Origin of the sequence: Amycolatopsis camponoti, assembly GCF_902497555.1 — a bacterium.
GTDB lineage: Bacteria > Actinomycetota > Actinomycetes > Mycobacteriales > Pseudonocardiaceae > Amycolatopsis > Amycolatopsis camponoti.
This window is the reverse complement of the sequence record NZ_CABVGP010000002.1, coordinates 257494-278819: the sequence shown is the minus strand read 5'-3', so window position 1 is coordinate 278819 and position 21326 is coordinate 257494. Positions and strand designations below refer to the sequence as shown.

Annotated in this window: 2 protein-coding genes; both read right to left on the bottom strand. The window is 73.9% G+C overall.

Features of this window, described 5'->3' with window-relative positions; all coding sequences use genetic code 11:
- Positions 1-141: 141 nt before the first annotated feature.
- The gene (locus tag AA23TX_RS22015) at positions 142-5424 is read right to left on the bottom strand and encodes a type I polyketide synthase (protein ID WP_196425476.1); all 5283 of its coding nucleotides are present in this window, start codon (positions 5422-5424) and stop codon (positions 142-144) included.
- Positions 5421-21287 (bottom strand): type I polyketide synthase, encoded by a 15867-nt coding sequence (locus AA23TX_RS22010; protein WP_196425475.1) that lies wholly within the window; start codon positions 21285-21287, stop codon positions 5421-5423. The genes AA23TX_RS22015 and AA23TX_RS22010 overlap by 4 nt, the downstream gene beginning before the upstream one ends.
- Positions 21288-21326: the final 39 nt, after the last annotated feature.

Genomic DNA, 21326 nt, shown 5'->3' with positions numbered 1-21326 from the left:
TCGCCGTACACCGCCTTTTTGCTGTGCTCACGGACCTCCCGGTTCCGGCGACCGGCACGGCACGCACAACGAAAGGGACCGCCTCCGACGCCGTTGGCGGAAGCGGTCCCTGATCCCGGCCGGGGGAGGCGGCCGGGAGACTCAGCCCTGCGACTCCAGTTCCTCGTCCAGCATCGCGAACAACTCGTCCGCGCCGGCCTCCTCGAGTTCCCGGTCGGCCGGGGAGAACGTCGCCACCAGCTCGCGAAGGCGGCCCACGACCGACGCCCGCCCGGCGGAGTCCAGCGCGCGCAGCTCGGTCTCCAGGTCGCTCAGCCGGACCTCCACCGCGGACGGCGGTTCGGCCAGCCCGTCGCCGAGGAACGAAGCAAGCGCGCCGGCCGACGGGTGGTCGAAGATCAGCGTGGCCGGGAGGCGTTGTCCCGTCAGGGACTCCAGGCGGTTGCGCAGCTCGATCGCCGTCAGGGAGTCGAAACCCAGCTCGATGAAGCCCTTGCGCGGGTCGATCGCGTCACGACGCTCGTGGCCCAGTACCACCGCCGCCGTGCCGCACACCAGGTCCAGCAACGCACGTCCGCGCTCCGCCACCGGCAGCGCCACCACCCGGGCCCACGAGTCGTCGACCACCTCGGCCCGGCGACGGACACCGCCGCGGACCAGACCCCTCAGCATCGCCGGGACGCTGTGCGCGTCGGCACGCACCCCGGACATGTCCAGCCGGACCGGCACCAGCGACGGCTGCTCGGTCCCGAACGTCGCGTCGAACAGCGAAAGCCCGTCCGCGAACGACAAGCCCAGCACGCCCGAGCGGGCCATCCGGATCAGGTCGGTGTCGGCCAGCTCGCCCGACATGCCGCCCTCGGACCACAGCCCCCACGCCAGCGACACCGCGTGCCGTCCGGTGGCCGCGCGGTGGTGGGCCAGCGCGTCCAGGAAGACGTTCGCCGCCGAGTAGTTCGCCTGGCCCGCCGCGCCGAGCGTGCCGCCCGCGGACGAGTACAGGACGAACGGGATGTCCAGCGACGCGGTCAGCGCGTGCAGGTTCCACGCCGCGTCGACCTTCGGCCGCAGCACCGCGTCCATCCGCTCCGGCGTCAGCGCGAGCAGCACGCCGTCGTCGACGACGCCCGCCGTGTGCACGACCGCCGACAAGTCGACACCCGTGAGCAGCCCGGCCACCGCGTCCCGATCGGCGAGATCGCAGGCCGCGAGCGAAACCTCGGCCCCCAGCTCGGTCAGTGACGAAACCAGCTCCGAGGCTCCCGGTGCCGAAGCACCACGACGGCTCGTGAGCAGCAGGCTCTTGACGCCGTGCTCGGTCACCAGGTGCCGCGCGATCAGCTGCCCCAGCACGCCGGTACCGCCCGTGACCAGCACGGTTCCGGCAGGATCGAGGCGGGCCGGTTCCGCCGAAGGGACGTACTTCGCCAGCCGGTGCACCAGCACCGCACCGTCCCGCACCGCGACACCCGGCTCGTCGGCGTACATCGCCCCGAGCACCGCGTCGAGGGGCAGGTCACCACCGTCGACGTCCACGACCATGAATCGGTCCGGATACTCCAGCTGAGCGGTCCGGATCACGCCCCACAGCGCGGCGTGCGTCAGATCGTCGACGCCCTCCTCGGGACGCGTCCCGATCGCCCTGGACGCGACCACGACCAGCCGGGACGACGCCAAAGTCTCTTCGGCGACCCAAGCCTGGGCCAGCGCCAGCAACCGATGCGTCGCCTCCCGGGCCGCGACCGGCGAAGCCGAGACGGGCGCCTCGAACGGCGCGAACACGACATCCGGCGCTACCCCGGCGGAAATCAGCTCGGGAAGGTCCACATAGGACTTACCCGGCAGTCCGAAGCCGGTGCCGAGCACCGCGGACGAGACACCCGAGACGGCGTCACCCGCGAACGGCTGCCACTCGACGCGGAAGAGCGAGTCGTCCACCGCCGAGCGCGCGGCGCGGAACGCGTCAGCCGCGATCGGGCGCAGCGACAGCGATTCGACGCTGAGCACCGGCGCGCCGGTGGCGTCCGTCGCGGTCAGCGACACGGTGTTCTCGACGTCCGAAGAGATCAAGACCCGCAGTTCGGCCGCGCCGGCGGCGTGCAGCGACACACCCGACCACGCGAACGGCAGCACCGGCTTGTCCTCCGTCGGCCCGGCCAGGCCGATCGTGTGCAGCGCGGCGTCGAGCAGCGCCGGGTGCAGGCCGAACGCCGACGCGTCCGCGTCCTCCGGCAGCGCGACTTCAGCGGCCAGCGTGTCGCCGTCCTGCCACACGCGACGCAGCCCGGCGAACACCGGCCCGTAGTCGAAGCCTTGGGCGGCGAGGTCGTCGTAGCGGGAGGTCACGTCGATCTCGGTCGCCCCCGCGGGCGGCCACTCGGTCACCGCGGCGGGAGCCGGGACCGCGGAAGACAGGCGTCCGGTGCCGTGCTGGACCCACTCGGAAGAGTCCTCGGCCTGCGAGAAGATGCCAAGAGAGCGCTGCTCTGCTTCGAGAGCACCGACGACGACCTGCAGCCGGACGGCCCCGTCCGGCGGCAGGATCAGCGGCGCGGCCAGGGTCAGCTCGTCGAGCCGCCCGCAGCCGACCTCATCGCCCGCGCGGACCGCCAGCTCGACGAACGCCGTCCCGGGGAACACCAGCGAGCCCTGCACGACGTGGTCGGCGAGCCACGGCTGCGTCCGCGCCGAAAGCCGGCCGGTCAAGACGGCCCCGCCCGAGTCGGCCGCGACGACGACGGCACCCAGCAGCGGGTGCTCCGCGTCGCGCTGCCCGATCTCGGCGACGCCGCGGACGCGGGCGCCGGTCGGGTTCTCCAGCCAGTAACGCTTGCGCTGGAAGGCGTACGTCGGCAGCTCCACCACCGAGCCACCGGCGTAGAACGCCGAGAAGTCCACAGTGGACCCGGTCACGAAGAGCGCCGCGACCGCGGCGGCCGCCGACTCGGCTTCGGGCCGGTCCTTGCGCAGCACCGGGACGAACGTCGCCGAGTCGTCCGCGCCCAGGCACGTCCGGCCCATCGCGGTGAGCACCGCCGACGGCCCGACCTCGACGAACGTCGTGACGCCGGCGTCGAGCAGCGTGCGGATCCCGTCGGCGAACCGGACCGCGTCGCGCACCTGGCTCACCCAGTACTCCGGCGAGGTCAGGTCGGCGTCCGGCGAAACCGTCGAGACGATCGGGATCTCCGGCGTGCGGTAGGTCAGGTTCCGGGCGATGAAGGCGAAGTCGGCCAGCATCGGCTCCATCAGCGCCGAGTGGAACGCGTGCGACACCTTCAGCCGCGTCGTCTTCGAGAAGTTCGAAGCCAGGGCGAGCACCGCGTCCTCGTCGCCGGAGAGCACCACCGACGACGGCCCGTTGACGGCGGCGATCGACACGCCCTCGGTCAGCAGCGGCACGACGTCGGCTTCGGCCGCCGCCACGGCGACCATCGCACCGCCCGTCGGCAAAGCCTGCATCAATCGCGCCCGGGCGGTCACCAGCGTGCACGCGTCCTCGAGCGAGAGCACGCCGGCGACGTGCGCCGCGGCCAGCTCGCCGATCGAGTGCCCGAGCAGGTAGTCCGGCTGGACGCCCCACGACTCGAGCAGGCGGAACACCGCGACCTCGACGGCGAACAACGCGGGCTGCGTGTACCCGGTGTCGTCGGAGCCGAGCACGGTCTTGAGGGGAACGTCCAGGTGCTTGTCCAGCTCGGCGGCCACCAGGTCGAAGACCTCGGAGAACGCCGGGAACGCGGCCGCCAGCTCCAGGCCCATCCCGGCCCGCTGCGCGCCCTGGCCGGTGAACAGGAACGCCGTGCGCCCCGGCCCGGCCACGCCCTCGACGACCCCGGCCGGACGTCCGGCCGCGTACTCGGTGAGGGCGCGCAGAGCACCCGCCCGGTCGGCGGCCACGACCCCGGCGCGGTGCTCGGCGAGGGTGCGGGTGGTGACCAGCGAGTATCCGACGTCCACAGTGGACGCGTCGCCGGCGGAAGAGGCGAGCTTGCCGGCCTGGGCCCGCAGGGCGTCCGGGTCGTTGGCGGACAGCAGCCAGGTCACCGGCCCTTCGTCCGACGACGAAAGAGCCACGGGGTCACCTTGCTCCACGATCACGTGGGCGTTGGTCCCGCTGATGCCGAACGACGACACCCCGGCGCGGCGCGGCCGCCCGGTCTCCGGCCACGGCAGTTCCGCGCTGAGCAGCGAGACCGTGTCCGTCCACTCGACGTGCGGTGACGGCTCCTCGGCGTGCAGCGTGCGCGGGAGGACCCCGCGCCGCAGCGCTTCCACCATCTTGATGACGCCGCCGACGCCGGCGGCCGCCTGCGTGTGGCCGACGTTCGACTTGAACGACCCGACGTGCAGCGGCCGCTCGGGCGTCGCCGCCTTGCCGTAGGTCGAGATCAGCGCCTGTGCCTCGATCGGGTCACCCAGCTTGGTGCCGGTGCCGTGCGCTTCGACGGCGTCCACATCGGACAGTTCGAGCCCGCCGTCGGCCAGCGCCGCGCGGATCACCCGCTGCTGCGCGGGCCCGTTCGGCACGGTGATGCCGCTGGACGCGCCGTCGGAGTTCACCGCGCTGCCGCGCAGCACGGCCAGCACTTGGTGGCCGTTGCGGCGCGCATCGGAAAGCTTCTCCAGCAACAGCATCCCGGCACCCTCGGAGCAGCCGACGCCGTCGGCGCCGCTGCCGAACGCCTTGCAGCGGCCGTCCGGGGCGAGGCCCTGCTGCTCGCTGAAGTAGACGAACATGTCCGGCGTCACCATCACGGTCACGCCGCCGGCCAGCGCCAGCGAGCACTCGCCGCGGCGCAGTGCCTGCGCCGCCCAGTGCAGGGCGACCAGCGACGACGAGCACGCCGTGTCCACCGACACCGACGGGCCTTCGAGGCCGAGGGTGTAGGAGATGCGGCCGGAGATGAGACTGCCGTCGCTGCTCCCGGCGCCGTAGTCGTGGTACATCACGCCGGCGAAGACGCCGGTCTTGCTGCCGCGCAACGTCGACGGCACGATGCCCGCGCGTTCCACGGCCTCCCACGCCGTCTCCAGCACGATCCGCTGCTGCGGGTCGAGCGTCTTGGCTTCGCGCGGCGAGATCCCGAAGAACTCCGGCTCGAAGTCGGCGGCTTCGAGGAGGAAGCCGCCCTCCTTCGAGTACGTCGTCCCGGGCCGGCCGGCGGGGTCGAAGATCGCCGCGGTGTCCCAGCCCCGGTCGTCCGGGAACTCGCCGATGGCGTCGGTGCCGCCCGCGACGAGGTCCCAGAGCTCCGACGGCGTGGTGACGCCACCGGGGTACCGGCAGCCCATCCCGATGATGGCGATCGGCTCGCTCATCGCCGCGGTGAGCTTCTGGTTGTCCGCCTTGAGCCGCTCGTTGTCCATCATGGACTGGCGCAGCGCGGCGACGATCTGCTCGGTGGACGGCGCCTGAGTCACTTCGAGTCCCCTCCATCGGTCTGGGTGCCCGCCATCGCGGACTTGACCAGGTCGGCCAGGTCCATCCCGGCGATGGCGGCCACTTCGTCGGTTCCGTTGGCCTCGGCGACCTCTTCGACCGGCTCGCCCAGTTCGGGCAGCAGCTCGCCGAGCAGGAAGCGGGTCAGCGGCAGCGGGCTCGGGTAGTCGAAGATCAGCGTGGCCGGCAGGCGCAGCCCGCAGGCCGCCCCGAGCCGGTTGCGCAGTTCCAGCGCGGCCAGCGAGTCGATGCCCAGGTCGGTGAAGCCCTTCTCGACGCCGACCGCCGACGCGTCGTCGTAGCCGAGGACGGCCGCCGCGTGCTCGCAGACCAGCTGCAGCAGCGCCGCTTCCCGCTCGTCGGCCGACATCCCGGTCAGCTTCTCGGCGAACCCGGCTTCGGGTGCCGCCGTCACACTGCCCGCCGCCGCGGCGGCGCGTCGCGGAGTGGCCGTGACCAGGCCTCGCAGGAGCGGCGCGATCCGGTCGGCCTCACGCAGGTCGGCGAGCTTCACCGGCACCAGGGCCGGTTCGCCGGCCGCGAGCGCGGCGTCGAAGAGCGCGAGACCGTCGGTGACGGCCAGCTCCGCGACCCCGGACCGGGCGATGTGCGTCAGGTCGACCGCGTCCCCGCTGCCTTCCCACGGACCCCAGGCCAGCGCGGTCGCCGGGAGGCCCAGCGCCGCGCGGTGCTCGGCCAGCGCGTCGAGGAAGACGTTGCCCGCGGCGTAGTTCGCCTGCCCGGCGGCGAGCAGCAGGCCGCCCGCCGAGGAGTAGAGGACGAACGCCTTGAGGTCCAGCGACGCGGTCAGCTCGTGCAGGTGCCAGGCGGCGTCCACCTTGGGCCGCAGGACGTTCTCGATCTGCGACGGCGTGAGCGCGTTCAGCACCGCGCTGTCCATCTGCCCGGCCGCGTGGACCACGGCGGTGAGGTCGGGCAGCGACCCGATCAGGGTCGCCAGCTCGTCCCGGTTCGTGACGTCGCAGGCCGCGACGGTCACCGAAGCGCCCAGCTCGTCGACCAGTTCACGAGCACCCGGCGCGTCCAGGCCCCGGCGGCTGGTCAGGACCAGCTTCCGGGCGCCGCGAGCCGCGAGGTGCCGGGCCAGGTGGCCGCCGAGCAGGCCGGCGCCGCCGGTGATGAGCACCGTGCCGTCGGCGTCCCACTCGACCGGGTCGCCGACCGTGGTGACCTTGGCCAGCCGCGGCACGCGGACCTCGCCGACCCGGACGGTCGCTTCCGGCTCACCGGAGGCGACCACCGCGGGGAGCGCCCGCATCGACTGGGACAGGTCGTCGACGTCGACGACCTGGATCCGGCCGGGGTTCTCCGCCTGCGCCGCCCGCACCAGTCCCCAGACCGGTGCCTGTGCGAGGTCCGGGCGGTCCGCCACGGCGTTGCGCGTGACGACCAGGAGCTTGCCGTCGGACGAACCGCCGAGCCAGGTCTGCAGCTGCGCCAACGTCTTCCGGACGGTCGCGTGGACCTGCGACGGCACGTCCCCGGCGCCGGACACGACCGGCAGGACCAGCACGTCGGCCGCCACCGGCTCGTCGTGCGTCGGCACGCCCAGGCCGAGGTCGTCGGCGCCGAGCACGGCCCAGCCCTCGAGGGACTTGACCAGGCGGACACCGGCCGCGGGCTGCCAGTCGATCCGGTAGAGCGAGTCGGGCACCTTCGCGCCCAGCTGGCCCTCCGACACCGGCCGCGTCACCAGCGACTCGATCCAGGCGACCGGCGAACCGGTCGCGTCGGCCAAGGCGAGCGAAGCGTCCTTCCCTTCCTTACGGACCCGCACCCGCAGCGTCGTGGCACCGGAAGCGTGCAGCGAGACCTGGTTCCAGGCGAACGGGATCGTCGTCTCGGTCAACGCCTTCGGGCCGCCGGGGACGAGGAAGTCCGTCGCACCCAGCGCCGAGTCCAGCAGACCCGGGTGCAGCCCGAACTCCCTGGAATCGGTGCCCTCGGGCAGCGCCACCTCGGCGAAGACTTCGCCGTCACGCAGCCACACCGCACGCAGGTTCCGGAACACCGGGCCGTAGCCGAAACCGAGCCCGGCCAGGTCGTCGTAGAGGCCGGCGAGGTCGACGGCTTCGGCGTTCTCCGGCGGCCACACCGAGAGGTCGAACTCCGCCGGCCGCGCACCCGTGGCGAGCGTGCCCGCCGCGTGCTGCGTCCACACGTCTTCGGTACGGGAGTGCACCGACAGCTCGCGACGGCCGTCCGCGCCGGGTGCGCCGACGACGACGCGGATGTCGACGCCGCCCTCCTCGGGCAGCAGCAGCGGGGCCTGCTGGGTCAGCTCCTCCAGGACGTCGCAGCCGACCTGGTCGCCGGCGTGCAGGGCCAGCTCGACGTACGCGGTGCCGGGCAGCATCGTCCGGCCCAGCACCACGTGGTCGGCCAGCCAGGTCTGCCGGTCGACGGCGAGCCGACCGGTGAGGACCGCGCCGCCGTCGGGCAGCTCCACCAGCGCGCCGAGCAGCGGGTGCCCGGCGGCCTTGGCACCGAGCGAGCCGACGTCGCCGGCCCGGTTCGTCGCGTTGAGCCAGTACTCCTTGTTCTGGAAGGCGTACGTCGGCAGGTCCACAGTGGACGCACCGCGGCCGGCGAACACCGCGGCCCAGTCGGGCTTCGCACCCCGCGAGTACAGCGTGGCCAGCGCGGTGAACAGCGTCGGGACCTCGTCGCGGCCCCGGCGCAGCGCGGGCACGCCCACGACGCGGTCGGGCCGGTCGGCGGCCGAGGTGTCGCATTCGCGGGCCATGCCGGTCAGCACCGCGTCCGGGCCCAGCTCGACGAACCGGGTCACCCCGGCGGCGAGCAGCGTGCCGACGCCGTCGGCGAACCGCACGGCTTCCCGCACGTGGTTCACCCAGTACTCCGGCGAGCAGAGCTGCTCGGCGGTGGCGATCCGGCCGGTCACGTTGGAGACGACCGGGATACCCGGCGCCGAGTACGTCAGCTTCTCCGCCACCACGGCGAAGTCGGCCAGCATCGGCTCCATCAGCGAGGAGTGGAAGGCGTGCGAGACGACCAGCTGCTTCGTCCGCCGTCCGGCGTTCTTGAAGGCCGCCATCGCCGCCTTCACCGCGGCCTCGGGCCCGGAGACGACCACCGAACGCGGGCCGTTGACCGCCGCGACGTCCACGTCGGCCGGGAGCGCGGCGCGCACCTCGTCCTCGGTGGCCGCGATGGCCGCCATGGCGCCCCCGGCCGGCAGCGCCTGCATCAGCCGGCCGCGGGCGGCGACCAGGGCACAGGCGTCGGCCAGGGAAAGCACCCCGGCGACGTGCGCCGCGGCCAGCTCGCCGATCGAGTGCCCGGCGACGTAGTCCGGCGTGAGGCCCCACGACTCGACCAGGCGGTAGAGCGCGACCTCGATCGCGAACAGCGCGCACTGCGTGTACGCGGTCTTGTTCAGCAGTTCGCCGTCCTCGGACCCCTTCTCGGCCCAGATGACCTGCTTCAGCGGGACCTCGGTGTCGAACAGGCCGCACGCTTCGTCGAAGGTTCCGGCGAAGACCGGGAAGGCCTCGTACAGCTCGCGGCCCATGCCCGGCTGCTGGGCGCCCTGGCCGGTGAACAGGAACGCGGTCAGGTCGGCCGCGCTGGTCGTGCCGGTCACCGTGCCCGCCGGGGTCCCGCCGGTGGCGAGGCCGTCGAGCGCCTTCAAAGCGGCGTCACGGGTCGCCGCCAGGACCACCGAGCGGTGGTCGAGCGCGGCCCGCCCGGTGGCGAGCGAGTAGCCGACGTCGGTGAGGTCCAGCTCGGGGTTCGACCGGATCCACGCGGCCATCCGGGCGGCCTGGCCGGCGAGGGCCGCGGCCGTGGTCCCGGCGATCGGCAACGGCACCGACGGCAACACCGGCGCCGTCCGGCGCGGACGTTCCACAGTGGACGGAGGCGCCTCTTCGATGATGATGTGCGCGTTGGTCCCGCTGATGCCGAACGACGAGACACCGGCTCGGCGCGGACGCCCGTTGGGCAGCCACGGCCGGGCCTCGGTCAGCAGCTCGATGTCGCCCGTGGTCCAGTCGACGACCGGCGACGGAGCGTCGATGTGCAGCGACTTCGGCAGCGTGTTGTGCCGCATCGCCTGGACGACCTTGATCACGCCCGCCGCGCCACCGGAAGCCTGCGCGTGGCCGATGTTGGACTTCACCGAGCCCAGGTACAGCGGCCGCCCGTCCGGACGGTCCTGGCCGTAGGTGGCCAGCAGTGCCTGCGCCTCGATCGGGTCACCCAGCTTCGTGCCCGAACCGTGGGCTTCGACGGCGTCCACTTCGGACGGCGTGAGCCCGCCCGCCGCGAGGGCCGCGTGGATCACGCGTTCCTGCGACGGCCCGTTCGGCGCGGTGAGGCCGTTGGACGCGCCGTCCTGGTTGACGGCGCTGGAGCGGACCACGGCGAGGACCTCGTGCCCGTTGCGCTGGGCATCGGACAGCCGCTCCAGCAGGAGCAGGCCCGCGCCCTCGGCCCAGCCGACGCCGTCGGACGCCGCGGAGAACGACTTCGACCGGCCGTTGGGCGAAAGCACACCCTGACGGCTGGAGTCGACGAACAGATCCGGCTGCGAGAGCAGCGTGACACCGCCGGCGAGCGCCAGCCCGCACTCCCCCGCCCGCAGCGCCTGCACCGCGAGGTGCAGCGTGACCAGCGAGGACGAGCATGCGGTGTCGACCGTCATGCACGGGCCTTCCAGCCCCAGCAGGTAGGAGATGCGGCCGGAGACGACCGCGCCCGAGCTGCCGTTGGGAATGTAGGCGGCGACGTCGAGGGGCGCGCCGGGGACGCGGCTGCCGTAGTCGTCGTACATCGCGCCGGTGAAGACGCCGGTCATGCTGCCGCGCAGCGCGGTCGGGTCGATGCCGGCCCGCTCGATGGCCTCCCACGCCGTCTCCAGCAGGAGCCGCTGCTGCGGGTCCATGGCCAGCGCCTCGCGCGGGCCGATACCGAAGAACGCCGGGTCGAACAGGGTGCCCTCGTGGAGGAAGCCGCCTTCGCGGGCGTAGGTCTTGCCGCGCTTGCCGCGCTCGGGGTCGTAGATGCTCTCGATGTCCCAGCCGCGGTTGGTCGGGAACTCCGACACGGCGTCGACTTCGTCGACCAGCAGCTGCCAGAGGTCCTCCGGCGACCGGACGCCGCCGGGGTACCGGCAGGCCATGCCGACGATCGCGATCGGCTCCTGCATCGACGCGTTCGTCCGGGTCGTCGTGGCCGGGACCTTGGCGACGGCGCCGAGCAGCTTGCCCTTGACGAAGTCCGCCACCGCCTTGGCGGTCGGGTGGTCGAAGATCAGCGTCGCCGGCAGGGTCAGGCCGGTCGCGGTGCCGAGCAGGTTGCGCAGCTCGACCGCGGCGAGCGAGTCGAAGCCCAGCTCCTTGAACGCGCGGGTGCCGTCCACTTCGGACTTGTCCGCGTAGCCGAGCACGGTGGCCACCTGCGTGCGGACGATGTCCAGCAGCACGCGGTCACGCTCGTTGTCGGCCAGCCCGGCCAGCTCGGCGGCCAGTGCGTTGTCGGCCGCCTTCGCCGCCTTGGCGGTCCGGCGGGCCTTCGGCGGGACGAACCCGCGCAGCAACGCGGGCAGGTCGTCGGTCCGGGCCCGCAGCGCCGCGACGTCGACCCGCAGCGGGGCGATCACGGCGTCCTCGGTGGCGGTCGCCGCGTCGAACAGCGCGAGCCCCTGCTCCGCGGTGACCGCGGGGAGGCCGAGCCGCGCCATCCGGGCGAGGTCCGCCTCGGCCAGCTCGCCGCCGAGGCCGGTGTTCTCGGCCCAGAGACCCCAGGCCAGCGCCGTCGCCGGGAGGCCCGAAGCCCGCCGGTGGGCGGCGAGTCCGTCGAGGAACGCGTTGGCCGCGGCGTAGTTCGCCTGGCCCGCGGGCAGCACCTGGCCACCGGCCGACGAGAACAGGACGAACGCGGCCAGGTCCTGGGTCAGCTCGTGCAGGTGCCAGGCGGCGTCGACCTTGGCCCGCAGGACCGAGTCGAGCCGTTCCGGGGTCAGCGAGTCGAAGACGCCGCTGTCGGCCGTGCCCGCCGCGTGCACCACGGCGGTCAGGCCGTCGATCGCCCCGAGCAGGCTCTCGACCTGGGCGCGCTCGGTGACGTCGCACGCGGCGACCCGCACCCGGGCCCCCAGGTCCTTCAGGTCTTCGACCAGCTGCCGGGCCCCCGGCGCGCCGAGCCCGCGACGGCTCGTGAGCACCAGGTCGGTGACGCCGTGCTCGGCCACCAGGTAGCGGGCCAGCAGGCTGCCGAGCCCGCCGGTCCCACCGGTGATCAGCACCGCGCCGTCGCCCCAGGGTCGTGAGTGAGAAACAGGGTTAGAACCCTGTTTCTCACTCACGACCGTCTTGGCGTAGCGAGGCACGAGCGTAGCGCCGGCGCGGATCGCGGCCTCCGGTTCCCCGGAGGCGATGACCGCCGCGATCGAGGCGGCCGCCGTGCCGGAATCGGCGTCGACCACGAACACGCGCCCGGGGTGCTCGGCCTGTGCCCCGCGCGCCAGGCCCCACAGCAGCCCCTGCGTGACGTCCACAGTGGACTCACCGGCGGGCACCGCGTCCTGCGTGACCACGGCCAGCTTGGTGATCCCGAACCGGGCGTCGGCCAGCCAGGCCTGCAGTTCGGCGAGCAGCCACGCGGTGTTCTCGCGGGCCGCCGCCGGGACATCCCATTCGGCGCCCGGCACGGTCACCGTGATCAGGGCCGGTACCGGCTCGCCGCGGTCGATGGCCGCGACGAGGTCGGCGAACCCGGCGTAGGTGGCGGCCACCCCGATGCGGCCGCGGCCGATGGCGACCACCGCGGCGTCGGACTGCGGCACGGAAACGGGCTGCCAGGCGATCTTCAGCAGCGAGCCGTCGGTCTCGGCGGCCGACGCCGTCAGCTCCCGGCGGACCGGGCGTGAGACGAGCGAGTCGATGGTCGCGACCGGGCGGCCCTCGCTGTCGGCCACCTCGATGGCCGACACCTCGTCGCCGTTCAGCCGCTCGATCCGCACCCGCAGCACCGAAGCACCGGCGGCGTGCAGCGTGACGCCGTTCCAGACGAACGGCAGCAGCGTCGCGCCGCCCGGGTCGCCGAGCAGGTCGGCGTGCATCGCGATGTCGAGCAGCGCCGGGTGCAGGCCGTAGAGGCTCGCCGTCGACGCCGCCGGTTCCGGCAGCGCGACCTCGGCGAAGACTTCGTTGCCCCGCTTCCAGGCGGCCGTGAGCCCCTGGAAGGACGGGCCGTAGCCGTACCCACGCTCGCTGAGCAGGTCGTACGCGCCTTCGACCTCGATGCGGTTCGCGCCCGCCGGCGGCCATTCGGTGAGCCCGGCGGGCTCGGGCCGCGGCGCCGCGGACAGCGTGCCGAGCGCGTGCTGGGTCCACTCGTCGCCGTCGGTCGGGCGGGAGAACACGGTGACCGGGCGGCGGTCGCCGTCGGCGGGACCGACCACGACCTGGAGCGCGACGGCGCCGTCCGGCGGCAGGACGAGCGGCGCCTGCAGCGTCAGCTCTTCGACCGTCGAGTGGCCGACCTGGTCGCCGGCCGCGATGGCCAGCTCGACGAACCCGGTGCCGGGCACCAGGATCGCGCCCTTGACGACGTGGTCCGCCACCCACGGCACCGACCCGGCGGACAGCCGGCCGGTGAGCACCGTCGTGTCCGAGCCGGACAGCGGGACGACCGCGCCCAGCATGGGGTGCGGCAGCGGCTGCTGGCCTACCGCCGTCACGTCGCCGGACGGCGTCGCGTCGAGCCAGAAACGCTTGTGCTGGAAAGCGTACGTCGGCAGGTCGAGCCGGATCGGGCCGTCACCGAGCACGCGGTCCAGCCGGGCGGCACCCCGGGTCTGCAGGCGGCCGAGCGCGGCCAGCGCGGTGCGGACCTCGTCCCGGTCGCGGCGGCCGAAGGGCACGAACGCGACCGCGTCCGGGTTCGCCACGCTCTGCGGGCCGAGCGCCGAGAGCACGCTGTCGGGGCCCAGCTCGAGGAACGTCTCGACGCCGTCGGCCTCCAGGGCCGTGATCGCGTCCCCGAAGCGCACGGCTTCGCGGACATGGGTGACCCAGTACTCCGGCGAAGTCAGGTCCGCGCCGGGCGAAACCGTGGAGAAGATCGGGATCTCCGGCGCGTGGAACGTCAGCCCGGCGGCGATCTCGCGGAACTCGTCGAGCATCGGGGCCATCAGCGGCGAGTGGAACGCGTGGCTCACGCGCAGCCGGCGCGTCCGGATGTCGGCGACCGTGGCCGCCCGCTCGATCCGCGCGACGACCTCGGCGACGCCGGAGACGACGACCGACTCGGGGCCGTTGACGGCGGCGATGCTGACCTCGTCCTCGTGCCCGCGCAGCAGCTCCCGCGCGGCCTCTTCGGTCGTGGCCAGGGAAACCATCGCACCCGGCGGCTCGCTCAGGGAACCCATCAGGCGTCCGCGAGCCGCGACCAGCTTCGCCGCGTCCTCGAGGGAGAGCACCCCGGCGACGTGCGCCGCGGCCAGCTCACCGATGGAGTGCCCGGCCAAGGCGTCGGGGACGATCCCCCACGCCTCGGCGAGCCGGAACAGCGAAACCTCGACGGCGAACAGCGCGGTCTGCGTGTACTGCGTCTGGTCGAGCAGGCCGCGGTTCGCCAGCGCGGTCGTGTCGAAGACGACGTCGCGCAGCGGCAGGTCGAGCAGCGGGTCGATCGCGGCGCAGACGGCGTCGAAGGCTTCGGCGAACACCGGGTAGGTGGCGTGCAGCGCCTGGCCCATGCCGACGCGCTGGGCGCCCTGACCGGAGAACAGGAACGCCAGCTTGCCCTCGCCGGCGGTGCCGGTGACGACGTCGGTGCCGGGCTCGCCGGTCGCCAGCGCGTCCAGGCCGTCGGCCAGCTCGGCCGGGGTCCCGGCGATCACCACGGCCCGCTGTTCCAGGGCCGCCCGGGTCGAGTTCAGCGACCGGGCCAGCTCGGCGACGGTGACGTCCGCGTGGTCGGCGACGTACTCCCGCAGCCGGGCGGCCTGGCCGCGCACGGCGGCCGGGGTGCGGCCGGAGAGCGCGACGGGGACGACGGCTTCGGGCTGCGGCTCGGCCGGCTGCTCGGTGCCAACCGGGGCTTCGCCCCGGGCCGGGGGCTCCGCCACCCGGAACCCCCGAAAGACGGTGGTGACGGCGTCGGCCGGGGCCTGCTCGATGATGACGTGGGCGTTGGTCCCGCTGATGCCGAACGACGAGACGGCGGCCCGGCGCGGGTGGCCGTTGGGCGACCAGTCGCGCGCCTCGGTGAGCAGCCGCACCGCACCGGTGTCCCAGTCGACCACAGTGGACGGAAGGTCGACGTGCAGGGTCTGCGGCAGCTGCTCGTTGCGCAGCGCCATGACCATCTTGATGATGCCCGCGACGCCCGCGGCGGCCTGGGTGTGGCCGATGTTGGACTTGATCGAACCGAGCCACAGGGGCTGGTCCTCGGCGCGGTCCTGGCCGTAGGTGGCCAGCAGGGCCTGGGCCTCGATCGGGTCGCCCAGCGTGGTGCCGGTGCCGTGGCCTTCGACGGCGTCCACTTCGGACGGATTCAGGCCCGCGTCGGCCAGTGCCTTCGTGATCACGCGCTGCTGCGAGGGACCGTTCGGGGCGGTGAGGCCGTTGGACGCGCCGTCGTGGTTGACCGCGGAGCCCTTGAGCAGCGCGAGCACCGGGTGCCCGTTGCGCTTGGCGTCGGAGAGCCGCTCGACGAGCAGCATGCCCGCGCCCTCGCCCCAGCCGGTGCCGTCGGCCGCGTCGGCGAACGAGCGGCAGCGGCCGTCGGCGGACAGGCCGCGCTGGCGACTGAAGTCGACGAACGTGTCCGGAGTGGACATCACGGTGACACCGCCGGCCAGGGCGAGCGTGCACTCGCCGCGGCGCAGCGCCTGGACCGCCCAGTGCAGGGCGACCAGCGACGACGAGCACGCCGTGTCGACGGTGACCGTCGGGCCCTCGAGACCGAGCGCGTACGAGACGCGGCCGGAGACGACGCTGGCGAGGCTGCCGTTGCCGAGGTAGCCCGCGATGTCGTCGGACACCGTGCCGAGGCGGGTGCCCCAGTCGTGGTACATGACGCCGGCGAACACGCCGGTCGCGCTGCCGCGCAACGAAACCGGGTCGATGCCGGCCCGCTCGAACGCCTCCCAGGACACTTCCAGCAGCAGCCGCTGCTGCGGGTCCATCGCGGCCGCCTCGCGCGGGCTGATCTCGAAGAAGTCCGCGTCGAACTCGGCGGCGTCGTGCAGGAACGCGCCGTGCTTGACGTAGGAGTGGCCGGGCTTGCCGGGCTCGGGGTCGTAGAGGGCGTCGACGTTCCAGCCGCGGTCGGCCGGGAACGGCGTCAGCGCTTCTTCGCCGCCCGAGACGAGCCGCCACAGGTCCTCCGGCGTCGCGACGCCGCCGGGGTAGCGGCAGGCGATGCCGACGATGGCGATCGGCTCCTCGGGGTCGGCCGTGGTCACCGGCGCGATCGCCTTGACCGGGGCCAGCCCGGCGATGCGCGTCACGAGGTACCCGGCCAGCGCCCGCGGGGTCGGGTGGTCGAAGACGAGCGTCGCGGGCAGCCGCAGGCCGGTGACGGAGTCGAGGATGTTGCGCAGCTCCACCGCGGCGAGCGAGTCGAAGCCGATCTCGCCGAACGGGCGGGACGGGCTGATCGCCGACGGGCCGTCGTGGCCGAGCACGGCCGCCACGTGGGTGCGCACCAGGTCGAGCACCGCGCGGTCGCGGTCGGCCTCGGACAGGGAGACGAACCGCTCGGCGAACTGCCGCTCCGGCGTCAGCTCCCCGGCGGCCGCGGCGGCGACCCGACGGCGTCCGGCCGGGGCCAGGCCGCGCAGCAGGGCCGGGATGTCGTCGCGGGCCCCGAGGGCGACGCGGTCGACGCGGGTGGGCACGACGGTGGCCGTGTCCGAGGCGATCGCGGCGTCCAGCGCGGCCAGGCTTTCGGCCGCGGTCAGCGGGGCGAGACCCAGCCGGCCGATCCGGCTCAGGTCCTTTTCGGACAGTCCGGCGCTCATGCCGAGCGCGGCGCCGTCGTCGGTCCACAGGCCCCAGGCCAGCGACGTCGCGGGGAGGCCCTGCTCGCGGCGGTGCTCGGCGAGCGCGTCGAGGAAGGTGTTGCCCGCGGCGTAGTTGGCCTGGCCCACGCCGTCGACCAGGCCGGCCGAGGAGGAGAACAGGACGAACGCGGCCAGGTCCGAAGTCAGCTCGTGCAGCGCCCACGCGGCGTCGACCTTGGGGCCGAGGACGGCGTCGAGGCGCTCGTCGGTGAGCGAGCCGATCAGGGCGTCGTCGAGCACACCGGCGGTGTGGACGACGGCGGTCAGCGGCTGCTCGATCTTCTTCAGCGCGGCCGACAGCGACCGCTTCTTCGTGACGTCACAGGCGATGACCTGCACCGTCGCGGTTTCCGCCAGCTCCGCGACCAGCTCGGCGGCGCCCGGGGCGTCGCTTCCGCGGCGGCTGAGCAGCACCAGGTGCCGGACGCCGTGGGTGGTGACGAGGTGCCGCGCGACCTGCGCGCCGAGGCCGCCGGTGCCGCCGGTGATCAGCACGGTGCCGTCGGGCTGCCAGGCCGGTGCGTCGGTGTGCAGGCGGACGAGCCGTGGGGCCAGCACCCGGTCACCGTCGACGCGCAGCTCCGGCTCGCCGGACGCGAGCGCGGTGGCCAGCGTCGCGGCGGTGGTGTCGCCCTCGATCAGGACGATCCGGCCCGGCTGCTCGGCCTGCGCCGAGCGCACCAGCCCGCGCACGACGGAGTCGGCGAGCGAGCCGGGAGTCCGGAGCACGAGCTTGGCCGCGGCGAAGCGCTCGTCGGCGACGAACGCCTGGAGGACGGCGAGCACGCGGTGGGCGGCTTGCTTGGCCGCCGCCGGGACGCTCCGGCCCTTCGCGGCGACCGGCACGACGATCGTGTCCGGCACCTCGGTCAGCTGGGCCAGGTCGGTGACCTCGGTGACGGCGATGTCCCCGTCGGCGATCGCGACCGGCGTCCATTCGACGGTGTGCAGCAGGTCCTGGGCCCGCGGGCCCAGGTCGGCGCCGCTGACCGGGCGGGAGCGGAACGACTCGACCGACAGCACCGGCGTCCCCGCCGGGTCGGTGACCTCGAGGGAGACACCGCCGGTGGCGGGCGAGGTGATCCGCACCCGGACCTCGGCCGCGCCGGAGGCGTGCAGCCGCACGCCGGTCCACGCGAACGGCAGGCGGATCTCGTCGGCCTCCCGGGCCTCGCCCGGGGCGAAGTCGGTGGCGTGCAGGACGGCGTCGAGCAGCGCGGGGTGGATGCCGAAGGAGTCGTCCCGCGTGGGCAGGGCGACCTCGGCGTACACGACGTCGTCGCGCTTCCACGCGGTCCGCAGGCCCTGGAACAGCGAGCCGTAACCGTAACCCTGCGCGGCCAGCTCTTCGTACAGCTCGTGCGTGGCGACGACCTCGGCGCCGGACGGGGGCCACTCGGTGATCGGCGCGGGCTCCGCGGCCGGAGCCTCGGCCAGCACGCCGACGGCGTGGCGGGTCCAGGCGACGTCGTGCGTGGTCCGCGAGTAGAACTCGATGGTGCGGCGCCCGTCCTCGACCGGGCCGACCACGGCCTGCACCTCGGCGCCGGCGCCTTCGGGCACGGCGAGCGGCGCCTGCAGGGTCAGCTCGTCGACGACGTCGCAGCCCGCGCGCCCGGCGGCGTGCAGGGCCATCTCGACGAACGCGGTGCCGGGCAGCAGAGCCGTGCCGGCGATGGTGTGGTCGGCGAGCCACGGGTGCGACCGCAGGCCGATGCGGCCGGTCAGAACCAGGCCGTCGTGGTCGGCCAGGCCGATCTCGGCGGCCAGCAGCGGGTGGCCGGAGGCGAGCTGGCCGAAGTCGGTGGCGCCGCGCGCGGTGAGCCAGAAGTGCTTGCGCTGGAAGGCGTACGTCGGCAGGTCGACGGCGTTGGCCGGGCCGAAGAACGCGGTCCAGCCGACGGCCACGCCCCGTGTGTGCAGCCGGCCGAGCGCGCCGGCGAGCGCCGGGACCTCGGCGTGGCCGCGGCGCTGCGCGGGCACGAACGCGATGTCGCGGCCGTGCGGGCCGGTGGCGGCCATCGCCGCCAGGACGGCGTCCGGGCCGACCTCGAGGGCGGTGGTGACGCCGGCCGCGGCGAGCGCGGCGACGCCGTCGGCGAACCGGACCGGCCGTCGCACGTGGTAGAGCCAGTAGCCGGGCGAGCACAGCTCCTCGGCGGTGGCCAGGCGGCCGGTGACGTTCGAGACGAGGGGGATCGACGGCGGCGCGTAGTCGACGACCTCCAGGACCTCCCGGAACCCGGCGAGCATCGGCTCCATCAGCGGCGAGTGGAACGCGTGCGACACGCGCAGCTCGCTCGTCTTGCGGCCCTGCAGGCGGAACACCTCGGCGACGGCCTCGACCTCGGCGCGCTCGCCGGAGACGACGACCGACGTGGGCCCGTTGATCGCGGCGATGCTCACGCCGTCCGTGAGCAGCGGGCCGACCTCGTCCTCGGTCGCGGCGATGGCGACCATCGCCCCGCCCTCGGGCAGGGCCTGCATGAGCCGCCCACGCGCGGCGACGACCAGGCAGGCGTCCTCCAGCGACCAGACACCGGCGATGTGCGCGGCGGCCAGCTCGCCGATCGAGTGGCCGAGCAGGACGGCCGGCCTGACGCCCCAGGACTCCAGCAGCCGCGCCAGCGCGACCTCGATCGCGAACAGCGTGCACTGCGCGTACTGGGTGCCGTTCAGCTCCTCGGCGTCGTCGCCGAAGAGGACGTCCCGCAGCGGGCGGTCCATCTGGACGTCGAGGTGGTCGATGGCCTCGTCGAAGACCTCGGCGAAGACCGGGTGGGCGAGGTACAGCTCCTTGCCCATGGCGAGGCGCTGCGAGCCCTGGCCGGTGAACAGCATGGCGAGCTTGCCCGGCGTGCGTTCGCCGGTGACGACGGCGCTGTCCGGCTCCCCCGCGGCGAGTGCGCGCAGGCCGCGGACGGCGTCCTCGGTGCTCTCGGCGACGACGACGGCGCGGTGGTCGTGCGCGGCACGCGTGCCGGCGAGGGAGAAACCGACCTCGGTGAGATCAGCGGACTCCACCGCGGACACCAGCTTTTCGGCCTGCGCCCGCAGGGCTTCCTCGCTGCGGGCCGAGACGAGCAGCGGCACGACGGGCAGCGGCCGGGTGTCGACCGTCTCGTCGGCGGTCTCGGGCGCCTGCTCGATGATGACATGCGCGTTGGTGCCGCTGACGCCGAACGACGAGACACCGGCGCGGCGCGGACGCTCGACCGCGGGCCACTCGCGGGCCTCGGTCAGCAGCTCGACCGCGCCCGCGGTCCAGTCGACGTGCGGGGTCGGCGCGTCGACGTGCAGGGTCTTCGGCAGGCGGCCGCGGCGGATCGCCTCGACCATCTTGATCACGCCGGCCACGCCGGCCGCGGCCTGGGTGTGGCCGATGTTGGACTTGATCGAGCCGAGCAGCAGCGGGGTTTCGCGGCTCTGGCCGTAGGTGGCGAGCAGCGCCTGCGCCTCGATCGGGTCGCCGAGCCGGGTGCCGGTGCCGTGCGCCTCGACAGCGTCCACTTCGGACGCTTCCAGGCGTGCGTCGGCGAGAGCGCGGTGGATGACGCGCTGCTGCGACGGGCCGTTGGGGGCGGTGAGGCCGTTGGACGCGCCGTCGGAGTTGATGGCGGTGCCGCGGACGATCGCGAGCACGGTGTGCCCGTTCGCGACGGCGTCGGACAGCCGTTCCAGCACCAGGACACCGACGCCCTCGGCGAACCCGGTGCCGTCGGCGGCCGCGGCGAAGGCCTTGCAGCGGCCGTCCTCGGCGAGGCCGCGCTGGCGGCTGAACGCGGTGAACGTGCCGGGCCCGCCCATGACGGCGACACCGCCGGCGAGCGCGAGCGGGGTTTCGCCGCGGCGCAGGGCCTGCACGGCGAGGTGCAGCGCGACGAGCGAGCCGGAGCACGCGGTGTCGACGGTCAGCGTCGGGCCTTCGAGGCCGAGCGCGTAGGCGACGCGGCCCGAGACGACGCTGGGCGCGTTGCCGGTGAGCATGTATCCGTCGAGGCCGTCCGGGGCCTCGTGCAGGCGCGGGCCGTACTCCTGGGCCTCGGCGCCGATGAAGACGCCGGCGGGCGTGCCGCGCAGCGTCGTCGGGTCGATCTTGGCGCGCTCCAGTGCTTCCCACGCCGTCTCGAGGACGAGCCGCTGCTGCGGGTCCATCGCCGACGCCTCGCGCGGGGCGATGCCGAAGAAGCCCGCGTCGAACTCGCCCGCGTCGGGCAGGAAGCCACCGGAGGTGACGTAGCTGCTGCCCGGGCGGTCCGGGTCGGGGTCGTAGAGGCCGTCGAGGTCCCAGCCGCGGTCGGTCGGGAACCCGGTGATGGTGTGCACCTCTTCGGCGACGAGCCGCCAGAGGTCCTCGGGCGAGGCGGCCCCGCCCGGGTAGCGGCAGCCGATGCCGACGATCGCGACCGGCTCGTCCGGGTCGCTCGTGTTCGCGAGTCCACTGTGGATGACCTCCGCACCGAACACCGCCGCGTGCAGGAAGCGCGCGACGGCGACCGGCGTCGGGTGGTCGAAGGCCAGGGTGACCGGCAGGTCGAGCCCGGTGGCCTCGGTGAGCCGAGCGTGCAGCTCCACCGCGGCCAGCGAGTCGAACCCGTGGTCGGAGAACGCCTTTTCGGGGTCGAGCACCGCCGGGACGTCCGGGCGCGCCGCCAGCAGCGCGGCCCGGGTGGCGTCGTGGACGACGTCGGCCAGGAATGCCGAGCGGTCACCGGAGGGCAGTTCGGTCAGCCGCTCCGCGAACCCGGACGCCCGATTCGATTCGGTTTCAAACTCACGCATTCCGCACTCCACCGCTGTAGCAAGCCAGCACTCATGGTC